Source organism: Mycobacterium sp., assembly GCF_965229105.1.
Taxonomy (GTDB): domain Bacteria; phylum Actinomycetota; class Actinomycetes; order Mycobacteriales; family Mycobacteriaceae; genus Mycobacterium.
Map to the genome: position 1 here is coordinate 3,857,198 of NZ_OZ245858.1, position 20,042 is coordinate 3,877,239.

The 20,042-nt window shown below is 65.3% G+C and carries 18 protein-coding genes; 11 read left to right on the forward strand and 7 right to left on the reverse strand.

From position 1 onward, the window contains the following. Nucleotides 1-7 precede the first annotated feature (7 nt). Nucleotides 8-1,288 carry a DUF222 domain-containing protein gene (locus ADBZ9O_RS17935; RefSeq protein WP_526524162.1) on the forward strand — a complete coding sequence of 427 codons (1,281 nt, stop codon included), beginning with the start codon at nucleotides 8-10 and terminating at the stop codon, nucleotides 1,286-1,288. Here ADBZ9O_RS17935 and malQ read toward each other — a convergent pair. Together malQ and lysA are read right to left on the reverse strand one after the other, a co-directional pair. Beyond that, nucleotides 1,285-3,414 carry a 4-alpha-glucanotransferase gene (gene malQ / locus ADBZ9O_RS17940; protein ID WP_526524164.1) on the reverse strand — a complete coding sequence of 710 codons (2,130 nt, stop codon included), beginning with the start codon at nucleotides 3,412-3,414 and terminating at the stop codon, nucleotides 1,285-1,287. The two genes, ADBZ9O_RS17935 and malQ, sit on opposite strands and share 4 nt — an antisense overlap. A 19-nt stretch (nucleotides 3,415-3,433) precedes the next feature. After that, complete coding sequence (lysA, locus tag ADBZ9O_RS17945) at nucleotides 3,434-4,693, reverse strand: diaminopimelate decarboxylase (protein WP_526524166.1); 1,260 nt, start codon at nucleotides 4,691-4,693, stop codon at nucleotides 3,434-3,436. A gap of 51 nt (nucleotides 4,694-4,744) precedes the next feature. On the opposite strand from lysA, the gene ADBZ9O_RS17950 reads away from it, so the two are divergent. Continuing rightward, nucleotides 4,745-5,908 carry an MFS transporter gene (locus tag ADBZ9O_RS17950; RefSeq protein ID WP_526524168.1) on the forward strand — a complete coding sequence of 388 codons (1,164 nt, stop codon included), beginning with the start codon at nucleotides 4,745-4,747 and terminating at the stop codon, nucleotides 5,906-5,908. On the opposite strand, the gene ADBZ9O_RS17955 is transcribed toward ADBZ9O_RS17950, so the two are convergent. After that, nucleotides 5,889-6,212, reverse strand: a complete 324-nt coding sequence (locus ADBZ9O_RS17955; protein WP_526533254.1) for a DMT family transporter — start codon at nucleotides 6,210-6,212, stop codon at nucleotides 5,889-5,891. The two genes, ADBZ9O_RS17950 and ADBZ9O_RS17955, sit on opposite strands and share 20 nt — an antisense overlap. Beyond that, nucleotides 6,212-6,559, reverse strand: a complete 348-nt coding sequence (locus ADBZ9O_RS17960; protein WP_526524170.1) for a DMT family transporter — start codon at nucleotides 6,557-6,559, stop codon at nucleotides 6,212-6,214. The genes ADBZ9O_RS17955 and ADBZ9O_RS17960 overlap by 1 nt, the downstream gene beginning before the upstream one ends. 98 nt (nucleotides 6,560-6,657) lie before the next feature. Here ADBZ9O_RS17960 and ADBZ9O_RS17965 point away from each other — a divergent pair, with 98 nt between their 5' ends. From ADBZ9O_RS17965 to ADBZ9O_RS17990, 6 genes are all read left to right on the forward strand, one after another. Continuing rightward, entirely contained in the window at nucleotides 6,658-7,275 is a 618-nt protein-coding gene (locus tag ADBZ9O_RS17965; RefSeq protein ID WP_526524172.1) for a GIY-YIG nuclease family protein, read from the forward strand. Nucleotides 7,276-7,356: 81 nt separating this feature from the next. After that, nucleotides 7,357-8,886: a carboxylesterase/lipase family protein gene (locus ADBZ9O_RS17970; protein ID WP_526524174.1), complete on the forward strand. Its 1,530-nt coding sequence runs from the start codon at nucleotides 7,357-7,359 to the stop codon at nucleotides 8,884-8,886. Nucleotides 8,887-8,997: 111 nt separating this feature from the next. Further along, complete coding sequence (locus ADBZ9O_RS17975) at nucleotides 8,998-9,867, forward strand: sterol desaturase family protein (RefSeq protein ID WP_526533256.1); 870 nt, start codon at nucleotides 8,998-9,000, stop codon at nucleotides 9,865-9,867. Nucleotides 9,868-9,869: 2 nt separating this feature from the next. Then, nucleotides 9,870-11,279, forward strand: a complete 1,410-nt coding sequence (locus ADBZ9O_RS17980; protein ID WP_526524175.1) for an NAD(P)/FAD-dependent oxidoreductase — start codon at nucleotides 9,870-9,872, stop codon at nucleotides 11,277-11,279. 83 nt (nucleotides 11,280-11,362) lie between these two features. Continuing rightward, nucleotides 11,363-11,983: a LysM peptidoglycan-binding domain-containing protein gene (locus ADBZ9O_RS17985; protein WP_526524177.1), complete on the forward strand. Its 621-nt coding sequence runs from the start codon at nucleotides 11,363-11,365 to the stop codon at nucleotides 11,981-11,983. Nucleotides 11,984-12,228: 245 nt separating this feature from the next. Further along, entirely contained in the window at nucleotides 12,229-12,903 is a 675-nt protein-coding gene (locus tag ADBZ9O_RS17990) for an Rv1815 family serine proteinase (protein ID WP_526533258.1), read from the forward strand. Between the two features lie 8 nt (nucleotides 12,904-12,911). On the opposite strand, the gene ADBZ9O_RS17995 is transcribed toward ADBZ9O_RS17990, so the two are convergent. Next, nucleotides 12,912-13,352 (reverse strand): nitroreductase/quinone reductase family protein, encoded by a 441-nt coding sequence (locus ADBZ9O_RS17995; RefSeq protein ID WP_526524179.1) that lies wholly within the window; start codon nucleotides 13,350-13,352, stop codon nucleotides 12,912-12,914. A 111-nt stretch (nucleotides 13,353-13,463) separates the two neighbouring features. Between ADBZ9O_RS17995 and ADBZ9O_RS18000 the strand changes: the two genes are divergently transcribed. The 3 genes from ADBZ9O_RS18000 to ADBZ9O_RS18010 are packed head-to-tail and all read left to right on the forward strand — an operon-like array spanning nucleotide 13,464 to nucleotide 16,167. Then, complete coding sequence (locus ADBZ9O_RS18000) at nucleotides 13,464-14,141, forward strand: TetR/AcrR family transcriptional regulator (RefSeq protein WP_526524181.1); 678 nt, start codon at nucleotides 13,464-13,466, stop codon at nucleotides 14,139-14,141. Nucleotides 14,142-14,185: 44 nt separating this feature from the next. Then, the gene (locus ADBZ9O_RS18005; protein ID WP_526524183.1) at nucleotides 14,186-14,689 is read left to right on the forward strand and encodes a VOC family protein; all 504 of its coding nucleotides are present in this window, start codon (nucleotides 14,186-14,188) and stop codon (nucleotides 14,687-14,689) included. Then, nucleotides 14,686-16,167, forward strand: a complete 1,482-nt coding sequence (locus ADBZ9O_RS18010) for an FAD-binding protein (protein WP_526524185.1) — start codon at nucleotides 14,686-14,688, stop codon at nucleotides 16,165-16,167. The genes ADBZ9O_RS18005 and ADBZ9O_RS18010 overlap by 4 nt, the downstream gene beginning before the upstream one ends. A gap of 1 nt (nucleotide 16,168) precedes the next feature. Here ADBZ9O_RS18010 and ADBZ9O_RS18015 read toward each other — a convergent pair whose 3' ends face one another. Continuing rightward, nucleotides 16,169-18,055, reverse strand: coding sequence for an ABC transporter ATP-binding protein/permease (locus ADBZ9O_RS18015; protein ID WP_526524187.1), 1,887 nt, complete (start codon nucleotides 18,053-18,055; stop codon nucleotides 16,169-16,171). A gap of 31 nt (nucleotides 18,056-18,086) precedes the next feature. Beyond that, nucleotides 18,087-19,979 (reverse strand): ABC transporter ATP-binding protein/permease, encoded by a 1,893-nt coding sequence (locus ADBZ9O_RS18020; RefSeq protein WP_526533260.1) that lies wholly within the window; start codon nucleotides 19,977-19,979, stop codon nucleotides 18,087-18,089. Nucleotides 19,980-20,042: the final 63 nt, after the last annotated feature.

Genomic DNA, 20,042 nt, shown 5'->3' on the forward strand with positions numbered 1-20,042 from the left:
CGCACGTATGTTCGAATCATTGTTGGATGTCGATCCTGACGCGGACGAAGCTGCGTTGATCGACCGGATCGCGGAGTTGGAGACGCTCAAGTCGGCGGCTGCGGCGGGTCAGGCCCGATTATCGGTCGCGTTCGCCAGGGCCCGGCGTGCTCGGGAAGAGGCGGCCGGGATGGCGGCCGCGCGTCGCGGGCGTGGGGTGGCCTCGGAGATCGCGCTGGCCCGACGGGAGTCACCGAACCAGGGTGGCCGACTCTTGGGCTTGGCTCAGGTGCTGGTGGCGGAGATGCCACACACATTGGCGGCGTTGGCAACTGGGGTGCTATCGGAATGGCGGGCCACCCTGCTGGTGCGGGAATCGACCTGTCTGACGCTGGAAGATCGCCGCACCCTCGATGTGGAGATGTGCGCTGATCCGACGCGGCTGGCCGGGTGGGGCAATGCCCGCATCGCGGCCGAGGCCAAGGCGATCGCCTATCGGTTGGATCCCCACGCGGTTGTCGACCGCGCGAGAAAAGCCGAAACCGAACGCTGCGTAACCATCCGCCCCGCCCCGGACACCATGACCTACTTGAGCGCACTGTTGCCGATGGCTCAAGGCGTCTCGGTGTATGCGGCGTTGAAGCGAGCCGCCGACAGTTGCGGTGACGGCCGGTCGCGGGGCCAGGTGATGGCCGACACCCTGGTGGAGCGGGCCACCGGGCGCAGTGTGGCGTCGGCGACGCCGATCGCGGTCAACCTCGGGATATCTGATGACACTCTGCTCGGTGGACACGCCCCGGCACTGGTCGACGGCTACGGCCCGGTGCCGGCAGGGATCGCCCGCGATCTGGTCAACGCCGCCCTCGATGATGACACCTCCCGGGCCACGTTGCGCCGGCTGTATGTGAAGCCGGCGACGGGCACCCTGGTGACGATGGACGCGAAGTCGCGGATCTTCCCCAAGGGCCTGGCGAAGTTCATCGGCATCCGCGACCAACGGTGTCGAACCCCATACTGCGATGCGCCCATCCGCCATATCGATCACGCGACACCGGCTGCCGAGTTCGGGCCTACCAGTGCGCTCAACGGTGAGGGGTTATGCGAAGCGTGCAACTACGCCAAACAGGCCGCCGGCTGGCATGTCCTCACCCACACCGACGAAAATGGTTCGCATACAGCTGAATTCACCACGCCGACTGGTGCCAGTTATCAGTCGACGGCCCCGCCGGTGCCCAAACCGATGGTGATCACCATCAGCGAGTTCGAAGCCCAGACCGGGGTCTGGATCGCGCGGGAACTGGCCGCCTAGACCTCGGGTGTGGTCACCGCGCGCATGGCCTCACTCAACTCGGCGGCGCGGGGGTCGTCGAAGAGCGCCTCCAGTGATACCGGTTTGCCGTTGGGACCGGTTAGCGGCACACGCCAATTCGGATACTCGTTGGTGGTACCCGGCTGGTTCTGGGCGCGGCGGTCACCGACGGCGTCGGTAAGGGCAACGGCCAGCAGCCGGGACGGGGTTCGCCCGAGGTAGCGGTAGAGCGCCAGGATGACCTGTTCGGTGGAGGCTTCGTCAGGCAGCAGTCCCACCCGGTGCAGTTCGGCCAGCCACGCCGCCTGCTCCTGGTGGTCCTCGGCGATCTCCTCGTCCACCGGGCGGGTCAACAAGCCGAGCGCATCACGGAGCCGGATGTGTTCGCCCGCAAGGTATCCGGCCGTCGGTGGCAGGTCATGAGTGGTGACCGAGGACAGGCAGTACTCGCGCCAACTGGCCGCGTCCAACGGGCCGCCGGCCTCGTCGCGCTCGAACCACAGGATCGAGGTGCCGAGTATCCCGCGCGCCCGCAGATAGTCGCGCACCCATGGTTCGACAGTTCCGAGGTCCTCGCCGACGATCACTGCGCCGGCACGGTGTGCCTCCAACGCCACGATGCCGATCATCGCGTCATGGTCGTAGCGCACATAGGTGCCCTCGGTGGGCAACGCGCCCTTGGGAATCCACCACAACCGGAACAACCCGATGATGTGGTCGATCCGCACCCCACCGGCATGACGCAGCACCGCCTGGATCAGGGTGCGGAACGGCAGATACTCGCGTTCCTCGAGCTGATCGGGTCGCCACGGCGGTTGCGACCAGTTCTGTCCGAGCTGGTTGTAATCGTCGGGCGGGGCACCCGCGGTGACGCCGAGTGCCAGCACATCCTGCAGGGCCCAGGCGTCGGCGCCGTTGGGGTGCACGCCGACCGCCAAATCGTGCATGATGCCCAGCGACATCCCGGCCCGGACGGCGGCCGACTGGGCGGCGGCCAGCTGTTCGTCAAGCTGCCACTGCAGCCAACGGTGGAAATCCACTGAGGTGGCATGCGTTTCGACAAACTCGGCGACGCCGTCGCCGGTCGGGTGCTGTAGCTCGGACGGCCATTGGTGCCAGTCGCTACCGTAGCGCTCGGCCAGCGCGCACCAGGTGGCGAAATGGTCGAGCTCAGCTCCCTCGCGGGCCCGGAATGCCTGGTAGGCCAGCTCGCGGCCCGCCGATCGGCCGACCCGGTGCACCATGCGCAGCGCCTTGCGTTTGGCGGCCCACACCGCATCACGGTCGATCGAATCGATTTTGCGGGCGTGTTTGCGGATGTCATCGCGAAGCGCGGCTATCCGGCTACGTCCCCGCAGATCCGCGTATTCGGGGATGGCCTCGACCCGCAGATACAGCGGGTTGACGAACCGCCGCGATGTGGGCAGGTACGGCGACGGTTCCATCGGGCTGGTCGGCGCGGCCGCATGCAGTGGATTGACCAAGACGTAGCCCGCACCGTGCCGGGATCCCGACCAGACTGCCAGGTCGCTGAGATCGGTCAGGTCGCCCACGCCCCAGGACCGCTTCGAACGCACACTGTAGAGCTGGGTGGCCATACCCCAGGTGCGGCGATTGCCCATCCTGGCGGGCAACCCCAGCCAGGCGGGCGTCATGATCAGCGCAGTGCTGGTCTCGGTATCGCCGCTGCGCAGATGCACCCGGTGATAGCCCAACGGGAGATCGGCGGGCAGTGCGAAGGTGGCCTCACCGACCAACCTGCCATCCAAATCGTAAGGGGGAGTGAAGTTATCGAGCTGGCGAACCCCGGACCGGACCGTACCGTCTTCGAGCCGTACCCAGATGTGCGCGGCGTCGCCATGGGTGACATGCACCCAGAAGGACACCTCGGTACCGGCCCGGCCCACGATCGTGGGCGGCAACGCTTTCGACCAGTGCCGGCGATCGTGGTCCACCAACGCCGCCGCACATTCGTCGGCGCTACCCGCGGTGATCCCGAGGGCGCCGAGCACCGCCGTCAACGTGTGCTCGGGAACGGACACGGCGCGGCCGGTCCAGTCGTAGTACTCGGTAGCCACCCCGCAGCGGTGCGCGAGTTCGGCCAGCGTCTGATCGAGATCGGTCATAGCGCAATCTTGCTTTGTTTCACGCCGTTACGTCGCGCGACAACAGGTCCGCCCAGGTATCGCGGCGTACCACCAGGCGTGCGGAGCCGTCGGAGACGAACACCACAGGGATTCGCCGCGCGCCGTTGTACTGGTTGGACATGGTGTAGCAGTAGGCGCCCGTCACCGGAACTGCCAACAGATCACCGACAGTAGGGTCCTGCAGCGGCACGCCAGAGATCAGCTGGTCACCGGATTCGCAGTGCCGGCCGACGACGCTGACCTGCTCGCCGCCGCCGACCCGGTTGACGATGGTCGCCTCGAATCGCTGCCCGTACAGCGACACCTCGAGGTTGTCGCCCATGCCGCCGTCCACCGCGACATGGGTGATCGCCCCGTGCTTGACGGTGGTGACGCGATACACCGTGCACGCCGCGGCGGCGACCATGCTGCGGCCGGGTTCGACGATGATGCGACTCCCGTCGGGGAGCACAGCGCGGGCGCGGGCCACCATGGCGTCGGCGTAGGCGTCCAGATCCGGGGGATGCTCGTCGTAGGTGTACCGCACGCCGAGGCCACCGCCGAGGTCGTAGGTGTCGAACGTGCCCAGTTTGGCGATGGGCTCCACCGCCGCCGCCAACTGCTCGGTGTTCAGCAGCTGCGACCCGACATGGGTGTGCACCCCGTCGCAGCGCAGCACGCTGCTGCGCTCAATCCTGGCGATCGCCTCGCGGGCATCGTCGGGTGACAGCCCGAATTTCGATCCGGCATGACCGGTGGCCACCGCCGCGTGGGTGCTCGCCTCGACGCCGGGGATGACCCGCACCAGGCAGGCCTGCTGGGTTCCGCGGGGCACCAATCGTTCCAGCCGGTCGATATCGTCGAAGTTGTCCACCACGATCAGGCCGACACCGCTGCGCACCGCCAGTTCGATGTCCTCGTCGGTCTTGGCGTTACCGTGCATCACCATCCGGGCGGCGTCGGCCCCACCGGACAGTGCGGTGATGATCTCGCCTGCGCCGGCCACGTCAAGGTGCAAACCCTCTTCGCTCATCAGTCGCTGAACGGCGGTGCAGGGGAACGATTTCGACGCGAACGCCACATCGGCTCGGGGCCAGCGGCTGCGGAAGGCCGCCAGATAATCGCGGGCCCGTTGGCGCAGTGCGGCCTCGGCCACCACCATCACCGGCGTACCGAACTCCGCGGCGAGGTCGTCGAGTCGTGCGCCACCGACGACCACGGTGCCGTCATCGTCGAGTCGGCTGCCCGGCGGGAACAGGCCGAGCACATCAGCGGTCATCGTCTCCCTTACTGTGACGCGGTGCCGTCCACTCGCGATAGGAGAGCCCGGATGGCGGTGGCAGCACTCTTTTTGACGAATGGCGCCATCTTCGCGAACATGCTGCCACGTTATCCAGAGATCAAAGCCGATCTGGGCCTGTCCAACACCGGCTTCGGACTGGCAGTCGCGGGGTTCTCCGCCGGGGCACTGCTTTCCGGGCTGACCGCGGGCGCCTTGATCCGGCGGTTCGGTTCGGCGCGGGTGGCGGTGCTCAGCACCATGATCGTCGCGGGTTTCACGTTCATCGCCGCCGCCGCGCCAACGCCGATCGCGTTCGGCATTGCGCTGTTCGTCGCAGGCGCGGCCGACTCGGTCACCGACGTGGCGCAGAACGCGCACGGTCTGCGGGTGCAACGGCGCTACGGCCGGTCGATCATCAATTCGCTGCACGCACTGTGGTCGGTCGGGGCGATTCTCGGCGGGCTGATGGGGGCGGCGGCGATCGTGCTCGACATTTCCCCGGCGGCCCAACTGGCCGCATCCGGTCTGCTGTTCTCTTTCATCTGCATGATCAGCTTCCGCTTCCTGTTGCCCGGGCCTGACCACACCGAGGCCGATGCTTCGCGCCCCGTCTCCGACGGGCGCGCGCCGGGACCGGTGCTGGCCTACGCGTTACTGGCGGCGCTGGCGGTCTTCTCCATCGCGGGGTCCGCCGTCGAGGATGCGGGCAATTCATGGGCCACCATCTACTTGCGGGACAGCGTGGGAGCGTCCGCCGAGACAGCGCCGTTCGGCTATATCGCGATGGTCAGTTGCATGTTCGTCGGACGTTTGGTCGGCGATCGACTGGTCGACCGGTTCGGTGTGCGCGGAGTCTCGGCGGCCGGCGGGGCACTGATAACGGTGGGAATGGCTGCCGCTTTAGCGTTCCCGTCGACGGTGGGCACGGTCGCCGGTTTCGCCGCCGCCGGCCTCGGCGTCGCCACCGTCGCGCCAGCGGCTTTTCAGGCCGCGGACGACGTGCCGGGACTGCGCCCCGGCACGGGTCTGACGGTGGTGACATGGCTGTCGCGAGTGGGCTTTCTGGTCGCGCCCGCGCTGGTGGGCGCCGTTGCCGATGTGACGAGCTTGCGCGTCGGTCTGCTGATCGTGCCCGTGTCCGGGGTGGTCATCATGGTCTTCGCGTCGGTGTTGCGCGGCGCACGCCGGGGGGTCAGCGCACCGAACCCATGAACTCGATGGTCACCACACCGGCGATGATGAAGCCGATCCCGAGCGTCATCATCGGGGTGAGCGGCTCGGCGAACAGCACCTTGCCCAGGAGCGCGACCAGGGCGACCCCGCAGGCGGACCACACGCCGTAGGCGATGCCGACCGGCATACCCAGCGATAGCGACGCCGACAGCAGCGCGAACGACGTGAGGTAGCCGACGACGACGGGGATCAGCCAGATCTTCTTGCGGAACCCGTCGGACGCTCGCAAGGACAAGGTGGCGGCCACCTCGACGAGAATCGCCCCGGCCAACAGCAGCCACATCATGGCGTCACGGTGTCTGCCCTGGCTGCCCGCTGTGACCCGAATTGCACCAGCAGAACCCCGATGACGATGAAGCCGATGCCGACCACGATGGGCGGGGTGAACGGGTCGCCGAAGATGACCGCGGCCAGAACGGCGGTCAGCGCTGTCCCGCACGCACCCCAGATGCCGTAGGTGACCCCGATCGGCATACCGGCCCGCAACACCAGGGTGAGCAGCACGAACGACAGCAGATATCCGACGATGACCAGGATGAGCCAGGCGGGATGATCCTGGAATGCGCGCAGTGCCAGGATGCCGGTCACCTCGGTGACGATGGCACCGGCCAGTAGCCCCCACTTCCGCACGCCAACTCCTTTGTCGGCGGTCAGGATATCGCTGGCGGTTAGGCTTCCTGGCAAGGTGCTCTGGACTCGGATGCCCTGCACGATCATCGGAGGGGTACATGTCCAAGGGACACAGAGCCGGCAAGCTTGCGGGATTCGTTGCGGCGCGGCCGTTTACGCACGATGAGGTGTTCAGCGAACCGTGCCCGGTGCCCGATGAGCCGGGTGCCTTCGGCTGGTGGTTCCGCACGGTGCCCGCCGCCATCGACGCCTCGGGGTGTCAGCGACGCGACGGTCTGACCCTGCTCTACGTCGGGATCGCCCCTACGCCGCCGCCGGCGAACGGTAAGCGACCCATCAGCCAGGATCTGCGTAAGCGCATCAAATATCACTTCGGCGGTACCGGGGCGAGCGCGGAAGGATCGACCCTGCGCAAATCGCTTGGCGTGCTCCTCAAAGATGAGCTGGAGATCGAATTGCGCCGGATCGGATCCGGTGAGCGGCAGACCTTCGCCGGGGGTGAGCCTGTGCTCACCGGTTGGATGGCCGAGCACACCGCCGTGTCGTGGGTGCTGCACCCCGAACCGTGGCAGTTCGAAGACACCCTGATTCACAGCTTCGATCTGCCGCTGAATCTGCAGGGCAACGACCACAACCAGTTCGTGCCCGAACTGAAGCGGCTGCGGCGTCAGGCGGCAATCAATGCCAACAAACAGCGGGTGCTCAAAGAGTGGTGACCTGCGCCACCGTGCGGTTTGGGATCCCTACCGATCGGTAACGTGGCGGTATTGGGTTGCGTACGAATAGGAGGTTCGGCTGTGACTGCAGATCCGAATACCACGGCTGGAAATGCAATCGTCGAGACCGTTTCCGGTGCCGTCCGAGGCAGCGATGACGGCCTGGTCACGGTCTGGAAAGGCATCCGCTACGCGGCGCCGCCGGTCGGTGAGCTGAGATGGCGTGCACCGGTGGCACCGCAGCCGTGGACCGAACCCGCCGACGCCACCGCGTTCGGGCCGATCAGCCCCCAGCCGAAAAGCCCCATCCCACTCGGTCAGGGCACCCGGACCTCCGAGGACTGCTTGTTCCTCAACGTCTGGGCCCCCTCGAACGCCACGGCCGGCCAGGCAAAACCCGTGCTGGTGTGGGTGCACGGCGGTGCCTATATCTTCGGCGCCGGTAGCCAACCGTTGTACGACGGACGCGCACTGGCCGCCAGCGGTGACGTTGTCGTGGTCACCCTGAACTACCGGATGGGCGCATTCGGCTTCCTCGATCTCAGCGGTACCGAATCCGGTGGTCAACAGTTCGACACCAACCTGGGTTTGCGGGATGTCCTGTTCGCGCTGCAGTGGGTGCGCGACAACATCGCGGCCTTCGGTGGAGACCCGGCGCAGGTCACGTTGTTCGGTGAATCCGCAGGTGCAGCCATCATCACCACATTGCTCACCGCACCCGCCGCGGCCGGCTTGTTCTCCCGAGCCATCGCGCAGAGCTCGCCGGCCACCTCGGTCTATGACAGCGCCCGCGCGCTGACTGTCGCCGAGTTGGTGCTGGACCGGCTCGGCGTCAGCGCAGCCGACGCCAGGTCCGTTCCGGTGCAGGACCTCGTCGATGCGTCCGCCTACGTCTTCGACCACGTACCCAACAACACTCCCGGCACGCTGGCGTTCGCACCGACAGTCGACGGCGACCTGGTGCCGGACTATCCGGTGAAGCTGGCTCGGGAGGGACGATCGCATCCGGTTCCATTGATCATCGGCACCAACCGCGATGAGGCGGCGCTGTTCCGGTGGATGAAATCACCGCTGATGCCCATCGCGCCGGAAACGATCCGCGCGATGTTCGAAGGGATCGCCGCCGAGCAACCGGGTCTGCAGATACCGTCGGAGGCACAGATCGGGTCGGCGTACGCGGGTGTCAAAACCAAGGCCCGCGGGTTACACGTGGCTCGTGACGTGGGCTTCCGGATGCCCACCGTGTGGTTCGCCGAAGGGCATGCCGCGGTGGCCCCGGTGTATCTGTACCGCTTCGACTGGACCACCCCGATGCTTCGATTGCTGCGCCTCGGAGCCGCCCACGCCACCGAATTACCTTATGTCTGGGGCAATTTGGTGATGGGCACCAAGGACATCACGTTCAAGCTGGGTGGGCTCAAGCCGGGCACTGCGGTCAGCAGGCGGATGCAGGCGCGCTGGCTCGACTTCGCCAAGGGCGGTGCGCCCTGGTCCGGGTACACAGCGGAGGACCGCTCGACGCTGGTGATCGACAAGGACGACGACGTGGCGCAGGACCTCGACCGCGAGATCCGGGCGGCCTGGGGCGAGGAGATCCTCAGCTTCCGGTAGCCGGTTACTGGGTGCGGGCCGGGCGATAACGTCGCTCATCGTTGCACCGCGGTTAAACTGCCCCAGGAGGTGTCTGTTGTGCTCGACTTTCTGGCAGTGTTGCCCGCCCAGATGCGCGACCCTGTGCTGTTTGCGGTGCCGTTCTTCCTGCTGTTGCTGATCCTGGAATGGACTGCGGCCCGCAAGCTGGAAGACCTCACCCGGGGCAGTTACCAACGGCGCGACGCCTGGGCCAGCATCACGATGGGGCTGGTGTCGGTAGCCACCACCGCGGGCTGGAAACTGCTCGCACTGCTCGGTTATGCGGCCATTTATGCCTACCTGGCACCGTGGCACCTCTCGGCGACCCGGTGGTACACCTGGGTGATCGCGATCGTCGGCGTCGACCTGCTCTTCTACCTCTATCACCGGATCGCGCACCGGGTTCGGTTGATCTGGGCGACACACCAAGCCCACCATTCCAGCCAGTACTTCAATTTCGCCACCGCGCTACGCCAGAAGTGGAACAACAGCGGAGAGATCCTGATGTGGATTCCGTTGCCGCTGTTGGGTATTCCGCCGTGGATGGTCTTTTTGGCCTTCTCGATCAACCTGATCTACCAGTTCTGGGTACATACCGAGCGGATCGACAAGCTTTGGCGGCCTTTCGAATTCGTCTTCAACACGCCGTCGCACCACCGCGTGCACCACGGGATGGATCAGCCATATCTGGATAAGAACTACGGCGGCATCTTCATCCTGTGGGATCGACTGTTCGGGACGTTCGCCGCCGAGACCTTCCGTCCGCATTACGGGCTGACCAAGCCGGTCAACACCTTCAACGTCTGGACCCTGCAGACCCACGAATATGTGGCCATCGCCCGCGACGTGCGGACCGCAGCCCGGCTGCGCGACCGGCTGGGCTTCATCTTCGGTCCACCGGGATGGACGCCCCGTCAGATAGCGGCTTCAGAGCAGCCGGCGCACACGTATTCTCGCTAACTGTGGACACCGTCTTCGACCGCCATGTCGACCCTGACCTGATCGAGCGATCGCTGGCGAACACCGCGTTCGGCTCGATGTGGCTTGATATCCCTCGCCCGGAGTATCCGCGGCTCAGCGCACCCGTGCGGTGCGACCTGCTGGTGGTGGGCGCAGGGTATGCGGGACTGTGGACCGCCCTGCACGCCGCGCAACGCAATCCTGGTTCGCGCATCACGCTGATCGATGCCGAACGGGTCGGCTGGGCGGCGTCGGGACGAAACGGCGGGTTCGTCGAAGCCAGCCTGACCCACGGCGCCGCGAACGGACAGGCGCGCTGGCCCGACGAACTCGCCGAACTCGACGCGCTGGGCCTGGCGAACCTCGACGGTATGCAGGCCGATATCAACGACCTCGGGCTCGACGTCGAGTGGCAGCGCAGCGGGATGCTCGCGGTGGCCACCGAACCGCATCAGGTGCCGTGGCTGGTCGAAGCCGCCGAGGCCGGGGAGGGGCGCTTCCTCGACGCCGCACAGACACGTGCCGAGGTCGATTCGCCGACCTATCTCGGCGGCCTGTTCAGCCAGGACACCTGTGCGATCGTCAACCCGGCGAAGCTCGCGCTTGAGCTGTCGCGGGCCTGTCGCGAGGCCGGCGTCGACATCTACGAACACGCCAAAGCCACCGAGGTGACGGCGGGTACAACCGGGATTCATGTCAGCACGGCGGGTGGCGGCGGTATCACGGCCGACCGCGTCGTGCTGGCCACCAATGTCTTCCCGAGCCTGTTGAAGCGCAACAGTCTGCACACCGTGCCCGTCTATGACTATGTGCTGGCGACCGAACCGCTGACCGAGACGCAGCTGGACCGCATCGGCTGGCGCGGCCGACAAGGCGTCGGGGATTCGGCCAACCAGTTCCACTACTACCGGCTCTCGGCCGATAACCGGATCGTCTGGGGTGGCTATGACGCCATTTACCATTTCGGCCGCAAGGTCAACCCTGCCTACGAGGACCGGCCCGCGAGTTACCGCCGCCTGGCCGCGCACTTCTTCCTGACGTTCCCACAACTGCGCGACGTACGGTTCAGTCATCGCTGGGCCGGCGCCATCGACACCAACACCCGGTTTTGCGCGCACTGGGGTTTGGCGCATGACGGCAGGGTCGCCTACGTCAACGGTTTCACCGGGCTGGGCGTTGGGGCGGCCCGCTTCGCCGCTGATGTCTGCCTTGATCTGCTCGACGGTCAGCCCACTGAACGGACCCGGCTGGAAATGGTGCGCAAGAAACCACTGCCTTTTCCGCCTGAGCCGTTGGCCAGCATCGGAATTCAGGCCACCCGGTGGTCACTGGATCGCTCCGATCACACCGCGGGGCACCGCAACATACTCCTGAAAACACTCGATAAGCTAGGGCTCGGTTTCGACTCGTAAGACCTCAGCAGAAAGCGTCCTGCGGCACAGTCAGATCAGTACGCTCGGCCCTGTTTCGGGAAAATCCGATGAGAGGGGTCGACATGTCAGACACGCTCGGGCAAGGACAGAAGCTCGATAAAGGGGGCTCGCTGACCTCCGCCAACGGCGCCTACACCCTGACGCTGCAGGACGACGGCAATCTGGTGCTGGCCGCGCGTGGTCAGGTGGTCTGGGCGAGTTCCACCAACGGCCAGGATGTGCAGCGCGCCGAGGTGCAGGAGGACGGCAACTTCGTCTTGTACACCGCCGACAAACCGGTGTGGCATACCGACACCAAGGGCAAGAAGAACGTGAAGCTGGTGCTTCAGGACGACCGCAATCTGGTGCTGTACGCCGCGGACGGGCCCGCCTGGTCGACAAAGACCGAGACCGACGCACCACCGCCGCCGGAACCGGCCGCTCCCGAGGCGCCACCAGCACCCGAGGCTGCACCCGCTGCGGCCGAAGAGCCAATCGCACCTGCACCGGAAGCGGCCCCGCCACCACCCCCGCCACCGCCGCCGGCACCGCGTACCTACACCGTGGCCTCCGGAGACACGCTCTGGGCGATCTCCGAGCGCTTCTACGGTGACGGCAGCAAGTATCAGCGCATCGCCGACGCCAGTGGAGTCGCCAATCCGGACCTGATTCACCCGGGTCAGGTGCTGACGATTCCCGATTAAATCTCCCTCACCACGGCGGCCCGGTCGAGATGACTGGGCCGCCTTTTCGTGCGGCGAGGGAGGCAGTGATGGCTTATAACTGAGTTTGGTAACGATCCGGGCACGACACGCCGATAGCTCAGTTACACCGTTACTGCGGCTGGGTCACGATCCGGCCATCATCGATCGGAGCTGCCGTGCGCCGTACTTTCCCGCGGTCCTTGACTGTGACCCTCGCGGCTGTGGCGTCGGCATTAACTCTCTCGATGTCCCTGCTGACCGCGTCGGCGCATGCCGATCCCGGCATCGTCGTCTCGCCGGGGATGGAGATCCTGCAGGACACCAACATCTGCACCCTGGGCTACGTCGATCCCACCCTGCGGGTGGCGTTCACCGCCGGGCATTGCCGCGGGCAGGGTCCGGTGACCGACACCCACGGCAATGTGATCGGCAATATGGCGGTGTTCCGCGATAACACCCCCGACGGTGCAACGGTGACGACAGATCAGGTGATCGCCGACTACGAGGCCATCGTGCTGGCCGACAACGTCTCGGTGAACAACATCCTGCCCGGCGGTCGGCCGCTGGAATCACAGCCCGGCCGGGTGGCCCAGCTGGGCGAGCCGGTGTGCCACTTCGGAGTGATGACGGGCGAGAGCTGCGGCACCATCGAGCGGGTCAACAACGGCTGGTTCACCATGACCAACGGTGTGGTCAGCCAAAAGGGCGATTCCGGTGGGCCCGTCTACGTGCTCGACGGTGGGCGTGCGGTCGTGATCGGCCTGTTCAACTGCACGTGGGGCGCGTTCCCGGCGGCGGTGTCGTGGCAGGCGACCGGCGATCAGATTCGCGAGGACGTCGACTCGGCCGGTACTGCTGGCGGTGACGTGGCGAGCAATGTGGCCATCAACTACAAGGCGCAACTGCTCGGCGCGCACTGAGGAACGGGCTACCCGCCCAACGCGAACACCGGGATGGTCGGTGCGACGGCGGTCATCTCGGCGGGCGTTGATTCACGCGTGAGGCCGCCGACGTGGCCTTTGACTTCCCAAAACCACCGATCGAGATAGACCTTCAGCAGCGGGGCTTTGGCGTCGTCGGATACCTCGGCGATCCGGATGCGACGGGAACGCCACCGCGGTCCCAGCTCAACTTCGCCTGCCGCTCTGGCATTTCGGGCCCACTGCGTATTGCCCCGCGGTGAGACCAGGTAGTCGACGCCGTCGACGGTCATCAGGTTGACCACAACCCCGCGCATCTCGCCGGTCTTGCGTCCGCGCACCCGCAACGCGTGGCTGCCCATGATGCTGACGCCGGCCTCGGCGAGCCAGCGGATCACGGCGTTCGCGGCTCGGGCCGTCAGATTCGGTTCGTCATAGCGCACGGTCATGGGGTCTCCTTCGTCGTATCGGATAACGAGAGCACTGCTCTCTATTGCCAGACTGCCACAGGGTCCGCGAATATTCAAGAGCAGTGCTCTCTTTTGTGTCACACTGGTCCGATGGGTAAACGGCAGGACACCCGCGAGCGGGTAGAAGCGCAGATCGTCGAACTGGGTCGTCGGCATCTGGTGACCGAAGGTGCCGCCGGGCTGTCGCTACGGGCGATCGCCCGCGAGCTCGGCATGGTGTCATCGGCGGTCTACCGCTACGTCGCCAGCCGCGATGACCTCCTGACTCTGCTGCTGATCGACGCCTATTCCGAACTCGCCGATGCCGTCGACGCCGCGTGCGCCGCTGCCGGCGACTGGCGCCAAGAACTCGCCGCCATGGCGCAGGCCGCCCGCCAGTGGGCGCTGCACCAGCCGGCGAGCTGGGCATTGTTGTACGGCAGTCCCGTTCCTGGCTACCAGGCTCCTGCCGAGCGCACCGTCGGACCGGGCACCCGGGTGGTCGGCGCGCTGTTCGGGGTCATCGCCAAGGGCATCGCCGACGGTGCCATATCTGTGACCAATGTGCCTGTCTCGCAACCACTTTCGGGAGATTTTGAAAAATTGCGCGACGAGTTCGGTTTCACCGGCGACGATCGCACCGTTGCCAAGGGGTTCGCGCTGTGGGCGGGTCTGGTCGGCGCGATCAGCCTGGAGGTCTTCGGTCAGTATGGTGCGGACACCTTGACCGAACCAGGAGCTGTCTTCGATCTGCAGGTCGACATGCTGTTGGACATGTTGCAAAACTAGAACCTGTTTCAATTCGCCACCCGGCTGGGCTATTCTGCGAAGCGATGAGCGCACCTGTCCAGACTGCTGTCCAGATCGCCTGGGTGACAGCCGACCTCGATGCCACCGAGGCGGCCCTCACCGGTCTGATGGGCGTCAAGAAGTGGATCAGGATGCCCGCGGTGCACTTCGCGCCTGATACCTGCACCTACCGCGGTCAACCCGCCGATTTCGTCGCGAACATCTCCCTGAGTTACCTCGGTGACATGCAGCTGGAGCTGATTGAACCGGTGAGCGGCGAGAGCATCTACAGCGACTTTCTGCGCGATAACAGCCGCGGCGGGTTACATCACATCTGCGTCGAGGCGCCCAACCCGGCTGCTTTCGACAGCGCGTTGGTGGCCGCGACGGCCCGCGGCGCCGACATCGTCTGCCAGGGCGTGATGCCGGGCGGGATGCGGTTCGCCTATGCATCTGAGCCCGCAGCGGGCGTGCCGTACCTCGAGATCGCCCACGTTCCCGACGAGATCCGATCCTTCTTCGACTACATCAAGCAGGAGCAGCAATGAGCACCGAGATTCCGCCCACCACCAACGCGGCCGATATTGCGTCATGGACCGAAGAGGTCGACGTTTTGGTGATCGGCTTCGGCATCGCCGGCGGCTGTGCGGCAGTCAGCGCCGCGGCGGCCGGTGCCAAGGTGCTGGTTCTTGAGCGCGCCGCCGCCGCCGGCGGCACGTCGGCGATGGCGGGCGGACATTTCTACCTCGGCGGTGGTACCGCGGTACAAGAGGCGACGGGGCATTCCGACAGCGCCGACGAGATGTACAAGTACCTGGTGTCGCAGTCCCGCGAACCCGAGCACGACAAGATCCGGGCCTACTGCGACGGCAGCGTCGAACACTTCAACTGGCTCGAAGATCTGGGTTTCGAGTTCGAGCGCACCTACTACCCGGGAAAGGTCGTCGTGCCCCCGGGCACCGAGGGCCTGTCATACACCGGCAACGAAAAGGTCTGGCCGTTCATCGAACAGGCCAAGCCCGCACCCCGCGGGCATTCCGTTCCGGTGCCAGGGGAACTGGGTGGCGCATCGATGGTGATCGACCTGCTGGTGAAACGGGCCGCCGATCTCGGCGTGCAGTTCCGCTACGAGACCGGGGCGACGGGGTTGATCACCGACGGTGACGCGGTCGTCGGAGTCAACTGGAAACAGTTCACCGAGACCGGTGCGATCAAGGCGAAAGCCGTCATCATCGCCGCAGGCGGGTTCGCGATGAACGCCGAAATGGTCGAGGAGTACACGCCAGCGCTTGGCCAACCGCGCAAGACCAAGCATCACGGGCTGGTGGCGCCCTACATTCTGGGCAACCCGCATGATGACGGCCTCGGAATCCGGATGGGTGTGTCTGCCGGCGGGGTGGCGCTGAACCTGGACCAGCTGTTCATCACCGCTGCCGCCTACCCGCCGGAGATCCTGCTGACCGGTGTGATCGTGAACAAAGACGGCAAACGGTTCGTCGCCGAGGACTCCTACCATTCCCGCACCTCGGCCTTCGTGCTGGAGCAGCCCGATCAGGCGGCATATCTGATCGTCGATGAGGCGCATATGCAGATGCCCGAGATGCCGCTGATCAAGTTCATCGATGGTTATGAAACCGTCGCCGAAGTGGAAGCGGCACTGGGCATTCCCGAGGGCAACCTGGCGGCCACCCTGGACCGCTACAACGAATACGCCGCGAAGGGCGAAGATCCCGACTTCCACAAACAGTCGGATTACATTGCGGCGCAAGACACCGGACCATTTGCGGCCTTCGACCTGTCCCTGGGGGTGGCGATGTACTCCGGTTTCACCATGGGTGGGCTGGCGGTATCGATCGACGGGGAAGTGCAGCGCGCCGACGGCAGCGTCATCCCCGGCCTGTACGCGGCCGGTGCATGCGCATCGAATGTCGCCCAAGACGGCAAAGGGTATGCCAGCGGAACCCAGCTGGGTGAGGGTTCATTCTTCGGTCGCCGCGCGGGTACGCATGCGGCCGAGCATCTTTGAGCTAACTGAGACGCCACCCGCCGCCGCCGATGAGCTCGAGCCTGCGGTTGTGATGCTGTTCGACGGTGCTGCGGTGGCTGACGCTGACCACCACACACTCGGGTAGCTCGGTACGCAGCAGTCGGTACAGGGCGAACTCCTGACCTTCATCCAGCGCGGAGGTCGCCTCGTCCAGAAAGGCCGCCTTCGGGCGCACCAACAGCAGCCGGGCGAAGGCGATGCGTTGCTGCTCGCCGGGGGAGAGCACCTTGGCCCAATCCTGGGTTTCGTCTAGCCGACTGTCAAGGTTCTCCAACGCCACCTTGCGCAGCGCGAAGCGGATCGCATCGTCGTCGAGACCGCCGGGCGGAATCGGGTAGGACACCACCGCCCGCAGCTCACCCAATGGGACATAAGGCATTTGGGACAGGAACATGGTTTCGTTCTGCTCGCCGGGGGAGCGTAGCGTGCCCGAGGCGAACGGCCACAATTGCGCAAGGCTGCGTAGCAGCGTGGTCTTACCGGCGCCGGAGCTACCAGTGATCACCAGCGCATCGCCGGGAACCAGCTGCATCTCCAGTCGGTCGATCAGCTGCACCCCGGCCGGCGTACGCACTTCGACGGCGTCGAGCTCGACCGTGCCGTCGGTGCTCGCCACCCCAGTCACCGACGGCAGCGCCCGTGCCTCGGTATTGGCCGTCATCAACCCATCGAGCCGGTCGATGGTCGCGCGGTAGCTGGCGAACGAGTCGTACACGCTACGAAAGAAGGACAGCGAATCATGCACTTGGCCAAAGGCGCTCGATGACTGGGTGACATCACCATAGGAAATCTGACCGGCGAAAAGGCGCGGCGCCTGGATGATCAGCGGTAGCGGGTTGATGATCTGGCTCAGCGTCTGATTCCAACCGAAGAACGCCAGGGTGCGCCGGACGAAGGCCCGATAGTTCGCGATGATTTCGGCGAACCGGGTGGCCAGCATGCCGCGCTCGGCAGCCTCTCCGCGGTAGAAGCCGACCGCCTCCGCGGCGTCACGTAACCGGACCAGCGCGTACCGGAACGCGGCGTTGGTCAGCTCGTTGCGGAAACTGAGTCGGATCAGGGGGCGCCCGATCCAGAACGCGATCACCGTCGCGAACAGCACGTAGAGCAGTGCGCACCAGAACAGTGCCTTGGGAACGGTCACCCCGAACAAGGTCAACGGACCGGACAGGTTCCACAGGATCGGAGTGAACGCCACCGCCGACACCACCGAATTCACCGCGCCGAACAACAATGTGGTCGACGTTCCGACGGTCGGTGTGTTGGTCTCGGGGCCGGTGCCCGTGGTGAAAATATCGATGTCCTGCTGGATGCGCTGGTCGGGATTGTCGATGATGTCGCTGACAAAGCGGCCCCGGTAGTAGGCCGTCTGGTCCAGCCAGTCGCCCGTGAGCCGGTCGGTCAGCCAGATCCGCCAGCGGATGATGAACCGCTGCATCAGATAGATATCGAGCATGGACCTGGCGATGTAGAACGTGGCCAGTGCCGCGAACGTCAGGATTGCCACCCAGAAACCGCGGATGCCGGAATCCCGGACGGCATCGTTACCGGCACCCGCCCCGGCGATTGCCGTCTGCAGAGACGAGCCCTGATCGTTGTAGTAATAACTGACCAGGACGTCGGTCCGCACCGAGAGCATCACCGACAACAGGAGCAATGCCAGCAGCGCCCACACCGGAATGCTTTCCCGCCCAAGGAAATACGGACCGGTGATGCGCCAGTACTTGCGACCCCAGGTGGTGAATCTCGCCAGCAGCACAAGGACGAGCAGGACGCAGACCGCCGCGATCAGCCAGGCCTTGCCGACCCACCACAACGAGGCGACGATCTCGTTGCTCCAGTCCAGCGATGGCTTATACATCTCCATGCCGGGAAGTTACCCCGACCCGCTAGGGCCGTTAGACAGAGACGTCGCTGAGGTCCCATTCGCCGCCGCCCAGCAGCGTCAGCTCCTTGGTGTGATGCTGGTCGACGGAACGGCGGTGACTCACGCTGACCAGGATGGTGTTCGGCAGCCGATCACGGACGAGCTGGTACACCAGCATCTCCAGGCCTTCGTCGAGCGCGGACGTCGACTCGTCGAGGAAAACGGCCTTGGGTTTGGTCAACAGGATGCGGGCAAACGCGATGCGCTGCTGCTCACCAGGGGAGAGCACCTTGGCCCAGTCCTGCACTTCATCGAGACGGCCCACGAGATGCGGCAGCGCGACCAGGCCGAGCACGTCGACGATTTCGTCGTCGGCGAGCGTGCCCTCCTCGCACGGATAGGACACGACGGCGCGCAGGTCACCGAGTGGCACATAGGGCATCTGGGAAAGGAACATCGTCTCGTTGGGGCCGCACGGGCGGGTCAGGGTGCCCGAGGTGAACGGCCACAATTCGGCCAGGCTGCGCAGCAACGTGGTCTTACCGCTGCCGGACTGACCCTTCACCACCAGGGTGTCGCCGATCTCCAAACGCATGTTCAGCGGGTTGACGAGCTGTTTGCCGTCGGGGGTGCGGACCTCGACTTGATTGAGTTCGACGGTGCCGTCCATGCAGGCCGCGGTGGTCACCGCGGGCAGTGCCCGGCCTTCTTCGTTGGCGATCACCAGGCCGTGCAGACGCACGATGGCGGCCCGGTAGCCGGCGAAGGAGTCGTAGGCGTTACGGAAGAAGGACAACCCGTCCTGGATGCTGCCGAACGCGGATGCGGTCTGGCTCATGGCGCCGAGTTTGATTTCGCCGGCGAAGAACCGCGGGAACTGCAGGACATACGGCAGCGGCACGATGATCTGCGACAGCGACAGGTTCCAGCCGTAGAACCCCATCATCCGGTTCACATACTTCTTGTAGTTGGCGACGACGGGCACGAACAGTTTCCGCAAGCCGGTGCGTTCGGCGATCTCACCCCGATAGAACGCGACTGCCTCGGAGGCGTCTTTCAACCGGACCAGGGCGTACCGGAACGCGGCGTTGAATTTCTCGTTGTCAAAGGCCAGCCAGATGATGGGCTTACCGATCCAGAACGCGATAACGGTCGCGAACAGGACGTAGCCGATGCCGATCCAGAACATCGCCTTGGGCAGGGTGACACCGAACAGTGTCAGCGGCCCCGACAGACTCCACAGAATCGCGGTGAACGAAATCATCGAGGCAATGGCGTCGACCGCCCCGAATATCAGTGTCGCGCCGGTGGTGTTGTTCGGGGTGTTGGGCAGCGGCCCCACGCCCGCGGTGAAGATATCGACGTCGTACTGGATGCGCTGGTCGGGGTTGTCGATGGTGTCGTCGATGAAGCGGGACCGGTAGTAGGCCTTACCGTCGAGCCAGTCGCCGGTCAGCCGATCCGTCAGCCAGGCGCGCCAGCGCAGCATGAACCGCTGCATCAGGAACAGATCGAGCATCACCCGGCTGACGTAGATGGTGGCCAGGATCGAGAAGATGCCGATGGAGAACCAGAAGCCCTGCTTGCCAGACTCTTTGACCGCGTCGTCGCCGTTGGCCAGGCCTGCAGCGACACTCTGGAAGCTGGTCATCATGTCGTTGCCCTGGTAGCTGAGCAGCACGCTCAACCGAACACCACCGATGACGAACAACAGCAACAGCGCCAGCCAGAGCCAGATCAGGATGCTGTCGCGGCCTCTGAAGTAGGCCCCGGTCACGTACCAGAATTGGCGACCCCACACGGTGAAGCGACCGATCAGCCACAGGATGAGCAACGTGGCGACTGCTGCAATCGCCCAGCCCTTCGCGATCCACCACAAAGAAGCGAAGAGTTCGTTGCTCCAATCCAGTGTGGGGGTCCACATATCGCTCTGATCCATCCGGGCAAGGTACCTTGAAACTGTTTGACCTTGCCTTCCGGATCGCTT

What these genes read in the sequence shown, in the direction of transcription:
- ADBZ9O_RS18015 (WP_526524187.1), bottom strand. Translation starts at nt 18,055, where the DNA reads ATGGAGATGTATAAGCCATCGCTGGACTGGAGCAACGAGATCGTCGCC.
- malQ (WP_526524164.1), bottom strand. Translation starts at nt 3,414, where the DNA reads ATGACCGATCTCGATCAGACGCTGGCCGAACTCGCGCACCGCTGCGGG.
- ADBZ9O_RS17985 (WP_526524177.1), top strand. Translation starts at nt 11,363, where the DNA reads ATGTCAGACACGCTCGGGCAAGGACAGAAGCTCGATAAAGGGGGCTCG.
- ADBZ9O_RS18010 (WP_526524185.1), top strand. Translation starts at nt 14,686, where the DNA reads ATGAGCACCGAGATTCCGCCCACCACCAACGCGGCCGATATTGCGTCA.
- ADBZ9O_RS17990 (WP_526533258.1), top strand. Translation starts at nt 12,229, where the DNA reads ATGTCCCTGCTGACCGCGTCGGCGCATGCCGATCCCGGCATCGTCGTC.
- ADBZ9O_RS18005 (WP_526524183.1), top strand. Translation starts at nt 14,186, where the DNA reads ATGAGCGCACCTGTCCAGACTGCTGTCCAGATCGCCTGGGTGACAGCC.
- ADBZ9O_RS17975 (WP_526533256.1), top strand. Translation starts at nt 8,998, where the DNA reads ATGCGCGACCCTGTGCTGTTTGCGGTGCCGTTCTTCCTGCTGTTGCTG.
- ADBZ9O_RS17955 (WP_526533254.1), bottom strand. Translation starts at nt 6,212, where the DNA reads ATGTGGCTGCTGTTGGCCGGGGCGATTCTCGTCGAGGTGGCCGCCACC.
- ADBZ9O_RS18020 (WP_526533260.1), bottom strand. Translation starts at nt 19,979, where the DNA reads ATGTGGACCCCCACACTGGATTGGAGCAACGAACTCTTCGCTTCTTTG.
- ADBZ9O_RS18000 (WP_526524181.1), top strand. Translation starts at nt 13,464, where the DNA reads ATGGGTAAACGGCAGGACACCCGCGAGCGGGTAGAAGCGCAGATCGTC.
- ADBZ9O_RS17950 (WP_526524168.1), top strand. Translation starts at nt 4,745, where the DNA reads ATGGCGGTGGCAGCACTCTTTTTGACGAATGGCGCCATCTTCGCGAAC.
- lysA (WP_526524166.1), bottom strand. Translation starts at nt 4,693, where the DNA reads ATGACCGCTGATGTGCTCGGCCTGTTCCCGCCGGGCAGCCGACTCGAC.
- ADBZ9O_RS17995 (WP_526524179.1), bottom strand. Translation starts at nt 13,352, where the DNA reads ATGACCGTGCGCTATGACGAACCGAATCTGACGGCCCGAGCCGCGAAC.
- ADBZ9O_RS17935 (WP_526524162.1), top strand. Translation starts at nt 8, where the DNA reads ATGTTCGAATCATTGTTGGATGTCGATCCTGACGCGGACGAAGCTGCG.
- ADBZ9O_RS17965 (WP_526524172.1), top strand. Translation starts at nt 6,658, where the DNA reads ATGTCCAAGGGACACAGAGCCGGCAAGCTTGCGGGATTCGTTGCGGCG.